The organism is Streptomyces sp. (genome assembly GCF_035644915.1).
Lineage (GTDB): Bacteria > Actinomycetota > Actinomycetes > Streptomycetales > Streptomycetaceae > Streptomyces.
This window is the reverse complement of record NZ_DASQNP010000199.1, coordinates 1-4,727: the sequence shown is the minus strand read 5'-3', so window position 1 is coordinate 4,727 and position 4,727 is coordinate 1. Positions and strand designations below refer to the sequence as shown.

The 4,727-nt window shown below is 75.2% G+C and carries 5 protein-coding genes and 1 tRNA gene; 1 reads left to right on the top strand and 5 read right to left on the bottom strand.

The features are described from left to right. The first annotated feature begins 62 nt into the window (after positions 1–62). A tRNA-Thr gene (locus VE546_RS21870) sits at positions 63–136 on the top strand. Between the two features lie 57 nt (positions 137–193). On the opposite strand, the gene VE546_RS21865 is transcribed toward VE546_RS21870, so the two are convergent. The 5 genes from VE546_RS21865 to VE546_RS21845 form a co-directional block, all read right to left on the bottom strand. Then, positions 194–1,618 carry an RtcB family protein gene (locus VE546_RS21865; protein WP_324924975.1) on the bottom strand — a complete coding sequence of 475 codons (1,425 nt, stop codon included), beginning with the start codon at positions 1,616–1,618 and terminating at the stop codon, positions 194–196. A 56-nt stretch (positions 1,619–1,674) separates the two neighbouring features. Next, positions 1,675–2,115 carry a DUF2267 domain-containing protein gene (locus VE546_RS21860; RefSeq protein ID WP_324924973.1) on the bottom strand — a complete coding sequence of 147 codons (441 nt, stop codon included), beginning with the start codon at positions 2,113–2,115 and terminating at the stop codon, positions 1,675–1,677. A 211-nt stretch (positions 2,116–2,326) separates the two neighbouring features. Next, positions 2,327–2,764: an archease gene (locus VE546_RS21855; RefSeq protein WP_324924971.1), complete on the bottom strand. Its 438-nt coding sequence runs from the start codon at positions 2,762–2,764 to the stop codon at positions 2,327–2,329. Positions 2,765–2,900: 136 nt separating this feature from the next. Beyond that, entirely contained in the window at positions 2,901–4,481 is a 1,581-nt protein-coding gene (gene mtnA / locus VE546_RS21850) for an S-methyl-5-thioribose-1-phosphate isomerase (protein ID WP_324924969.1), read from the bottom strand. Then, positions 4,478–4,727, bottom strand: a 250-nt coding sequence (locus VE546_RS21845; protein ID WP_324924967.1) for a methionine adenosyltransferase domain-containing protein, incomplete at its 5' end; no start/stop codon positions are given. The genes mtnA and VE546_RS21845, both read right to left, overlap by 4 nt.

Here is a 4,727-nt window from a genome sequence, read left to right as displayed (position 1 = left end):
CGGTACGGGGCACCCCCGGGCACTGTGTAGACTTACACGCGCTGCGGATCGCCGCACGCACTGCCGCCTTAGCTCAGTCGGCCAGAGCGACGCACTCGTAATGCGTAGGTCGTGGGTTCGATTCCCACAGGCGGCTCATCGGAGGCCAGGTCGGACATCGTCCGACCTGGCCTTTTGGTTGTGGTGTCGGGCGTCAGCCCTTGACCACGCCCAGCGGTACCAGGCGGGTGACCGGGCGGGCGAGGCCCGCGTCCGCGGTGGCGGTGGCGACCGCGTCGACGTCCTTGTAGGCCTCGGGGGTCTCCTCGGCGAGCCCGCGCCAGGAGGACGGCCGGACGGCGATGCCCCGGGCCTCCAGGCCGGCGCGCAGGTCCTCCCCGCGGACCCGGTGCAGCGCCTGGTGGCGGCTCCACACCCGGCCGGCGCCGTGGCAGGCGGACGAGAACGCGTCGTTGCCGCGTTCGCCGACCAGCACGTAGGAGGCGGTGCCCATGGTGCCGGGGATCAGGACCGGCTGCCCGGCTCCGGCGAGTTCCTCCGGCAGGTCCGGGTGGCCGGGCGGCAGCGCCCGGGTGGCGCCCTTGCGGTGGACGCAGAGCCGGCGCGGTGTGCCGTCCACCTCGTGGGTCTCGAGCTTCGCCATGTTGTGGGAGACGTCGTAGACGAGGTCCACCCCCACGCCCGCCGCCGCGGCGAACGCGCGGCGCACGGCCTGGGTGAGCAGTTGCCGGTTGGCGCGGCCGTAGTTGGCGGCGGCGGCCATCGCCCCCAGGTACGCGCGTCCCTCCGGGGAGTCGACCGGCGCGCAGGCGAGCTGCCGGTCCGGGAGGGAGATGCCGTACCGGCGCAGCGCCCGGTCCATGACGCGGACGTGGTCGGTGCACACCTGGTGGCCCAGGCCCCGCGAGCCGCAGTGGATCATCGCGCACACCTGGCCGGGGCGCAGGCCGAAGGCGGCGGCGGTGTCCTCGTCGTACACCCGGTCCACGGCCTGCACCTCCAGGAAGTGGTTGCCCGAGCCCAGGCTGCCGACCTGGTGCAGGCCCCGCTCCACGGCCCGTGCCCCGACCTGGGAGGGGTCGGCGTCCTCCAGGGCTCCGCGGTCCTCGCAGAACGTCAGGTCGCGCGGTGTGCCCTGGTCGTGCTCGACCGCGTAGCCGGCGCCGCCGAGCAGCAGCTTCTCCATCTCCGGGCGCCCGGACAGCGTCCACAGGCCGCCGCGTCCCATGCCGCGCGGGACGGTGTCGCCGAGGAGGTCCATCAGCCTCCGCAGCCGGGGTGCCAGTTCGTCGCGTTCGATGTCGGCGGCGAGCAGCCGGACGCCGCAGGAGATGTCGAAGCCCACCCCGCCGGGCGAGACCACGCCGCCGGCGCCGGTGTCCGTGGCGGCCACTCCGCCGATCGGGAAGCCGTACCCCCAGTGCACGTCGGGCATGGCGAAGGAGGCGCGGACGATGCCGGGCAGGGTGGCGACGTTCGCCACCTGTTCCAGGGCCTTGTCGTCGGCGGCCTCCGGCAGCAGGGAGCGCGTCGCGAACACGACTCCGGGCACGCGCATCGGGCCCCGCCGCTCGATGCGGAAGCGGACCGGGCTCTCCTCGACCAGGACGATGTCCACGGTGTCCCTCCGCTCGGTCGGTCGTGCCGCCGCACGGCCGTGCGGCGGTCCGGTGGTCACCCGGCCGGGGCCGGGGTCGGTTCGAGGAGGGTGCGGACGTCGTGCGGCAACTGGGCGAGGGCCCGCTCCAACTGGCCGGGCGAGAGGTGCCCGCGGGCGACGGCGGTGACCGCGGGAGCGATCCGGGGGACGTCCCCGGCGCCGATCCGGGCCTCCTGGGCGAAGCGGTCCGCGTAGGCGTCGCGGTCGTACTTGACCGGCGCGCCGCTGGGGACCCAGCCGTCGTAGTAGACGCCGCGCAGCAGTTCGGGGAGCTGCGCGGCGAAGTGGGCCGCGACGTCGACGGTGAGCCGGTCGCGCAGGGTGTGCAGCCAGGCGCGCAGGACCCGGTGGGCGAGGTGCCGGTCATCGGTTCCCAGGGCTTCCGACACCGCCTTCAGCCAGATGTTCGCCGTGTGGATGGCGTGCTCGAACTCGGCCGTGTGCGTGGCGGACATGGGTCTTTCCCCTCAGGAGGAGGTGGAACTCCGGGCGGCCGTCGTGCGGAGAATGCGGCCTCGTGTATGTGGTTGGGGTGGTTTGTCCCGCCTGGTGTCCATGGTAGGGCGGGCGGTGGGCGGCCGACAGCCGGAACGGCTCCCGCGCGGGCCGGACGTGCCGGCCGGACGTGCCGGCCGGACGTGCCGGATCGGACGTGGACGTGCCGGGTCAGACGTCGAGCGTCACGGAGCATCTCCAGCCCTCCGGGCCGCGGCCGAAGCTCAGCCCGTGCAGCGTGACCGCCTTCGGCGCCGCTCCCGTCGCCGGGAGCGAGCCGGCGTCGGCCATGTCCAGGCCGGCCCGCAGGCCGCCGGGGACGGCGGTCAGCTCCACGCCGACCGGCACCTCGTCCTGGGCGTCGAGCCAGTACACGACCTCGTCCAGCAGGGCCACCAGCAGGTCCTCGTCGCTGTCCGCCAGCACCACGACGTCCCGCCGGCGGACACCGGTCGCCCCCGTCAGGTCCAGGAACGACTCGCAGAGGCCGCGCACCGCCTGTGCCAGGCACTCCTCACGGGTCGGGGCCCATGCCTCCACCCGCAGGTCGGCGGTGTGCGGCACACCGCGGTGTCCGCCGCGCGGGGCGGCGTGTTCCGGTCGCGTCATGGCCGCCCTCCTCGCCCGCTTCCCGGCGCGTACGGCGCGCGTACGGCCGTACGCCTCCATGGTCACCCCGCGGGGGCGTGCGCGCAGCGCGTCGGCGGCGGGACGCGGGCGGTTCCGGCTCCGGCTCCTCTCCGCCCTATGCCGCCACCCGGCACAGGGACAGCAGCCGGTGCCCGGACAGCCGCTCGGCGCCGCCGAGGCCGGACAGCTCCACGATCACGGCCAGCCCCGCCAGGTGCGCGCCGCTCTTCTCCACGAGCCCGGCGGCGGCGGTGAGGGTGCCGCCCGTGGCCAGGACGTCGTCCACGCACAGCACCCGTTCGCCGGGCGGCACGTCCCCCTTGCGCACCTCCAGCCGGTCGCTGCCGTACTCCAGGTCGTAGCCCACCTCGTGGACCGGGCCGGGCAGCTTGCCGGGCTTGCGCGCCAGCGTCAGCGGAACCCCGGCGCGGACGGCCAGCGCGGCCCCCAGCACGAAGCCCCGCGACTCGACGGCGAGGACGCGGTCGAAGGCCCCGTGGAACGCGCTCGCGGTCCGGTCGGCGAGTTCGGCCAGCATCCCCGGCTCGGCGTACAGCCGGGACAGGTCGCGGAAGAGGACGCCCGGGACGGGGTGGTCGGGGACGTCCGTCAGCAGGCCGGCGATCCTGGCGGACAGGGAGTCGCCGGTGTCCTCCGCGCCGTCCGGGGTCCGTGTGCCGTCCGGGGTCCTCCGCGGCCGTACCGCGCCCTTCTCCGAGACGATGGCGGTGACCAGCTCCGCGGGCGTGATGTCGAAGGCGGGGTTGTAGACGCCGGAGCCGGCGGGGGCGACGGCGTCGCCGGCGAAGCGGGTGACCTCCTCCGGGGCGCGTTCCTCCACCACGATCCCCGTCCCGTCGGGCAGGCTCCGGTCCCAGGTGGACTCGGGGGCGACCACGACGAACGGCACGCCGTGCCGGGCGGCCGCCACGGCGAGCCCATAGGTGCCGATCTTGTTGGCCACGTCGCCGTTGGCCGCGATCCGGTCCGCCCCCACCAGCACGCAGTCCACCAGCCCCTGCGCCATGGCCGCGGCGGCGGCCGAGTCCACGCAGATCCGGTGGGGCACCCCGGCCTCCGCCAGCTCCCAGGCGGTCAGCCGGGCGCCCTGGAGCAGCGGGCGGGTCTCGTCCACCAGGACCTCCGCGACCCGGCCCAGCTCGGCGAGCCTGAGGACGGTCCCCAGCGCGGTGCCCACGGCGGAGGTGGCCAGCCGGCCCGCGTTGCAGTGCGTGAGCAGCCGCAGCGGACGGTCCGGCGTCAGCGACGTCACGAGGTCCGCCGCCAGGTCCGCGGCCGTGCGGTTGGTCTGGGCGTCCTCCTCCAGCATGGCCATCGCCTCGGCCAGGACGGCGTCGGGCCCCTCGGCGAGCCGGCCCAGGGCGCGGTGTACTCCCCATGCGAGGTTGACCGCGGTGGGCCGGGCCTCGGCCAGCCGTGCGGCGTCGGCGCGGACGGACGCCTCGTCGAGGCCGCCGGGGGTGCGGTGCCGGTACGCGGCCAGTGCCACGCCCAGCGCTCCGGCCAGGCCGATGGCGGGGGCCCCGCGGATGGCGAGGGACTGGATGGCGTCGATCACCTGGTCCACCGTCCGCAACCGCAGTACGTCGCACCGGTGGGGCAGCGCTCTCTGGTCGATCGCCGTGACGGCTCCGTCGTCCCAGGCCAGGGTGGGTGTCTCGGCGGGCGTGGTCATCGGCCCTCCTCCCATTCCGCGAGGCCGGCGGCGGTGCGGAGGGCGTCGGTGCGGTCGGTGCGCTCCCAGGTGAAGTCCGGCAGCTCCCGCCCGAAGTGCCCATAGGCCGCGGTCTGCGCATAGATCGGCCGCAGCAGCTCCAGATCCCGGATGATCGCCGCCGGGCGCAGATCGAACACCTCGGTGATCGCCCGCTGGATCCTCTCCACCGGCACCGTGGAGGTGCCGAAGGTCTCCACGAACAGC